Genomic DNA, 338 nt, shown 5'->3' with positions numbered 1-338 from the left:
AGCGCGGCGCCGATCCGCGCGTCCAGGAAGCCGTCGGCGAATTCGGTGACGGCGTCCCCCGGCGCGAGCGACGAATCGGGGCTGAAGCTCACGCCGGCCTGCTGCCGCGTCTCCGGCGCCAGCATGGTCAGGTCCGTCGGATTCATCCGCACGGTGTGCACGCGCGAGGCATCCACCCCGGCCAGGGCCCGGGTGAGGGCCGAACGGGCGGAGGCCGCGCCGTCGGACAATTCATGGCCCAGGATGGCTTCGGCCAGTTCCATGGCCGCGGCGGCCAGGGTGTCCTGCGCGGCGGCAAGTACCGGCGCGGTCCGCTCCTCCAGCGCACGGGTGGCCGC

1 protein-coding gene is annotated in these 338 nt (G+C 74.3%); it reads right to left on the bottom strand.

The annotated features are described in order from the left end of the window. Positions 1-338 (bottom strand): FliH/SctL family protein (locus AC5RUJ_RS18805; protein WP_494156579.1); only part of this gene is annotated, 338 nt, incomplete at both ends.

It is taken from the genome of Arthrobacter sp. Y3223164 (assembly GCF_059091005.1).
This window is presented reverse-complemented; position numbering and strand designations above follow the sequence as displayed.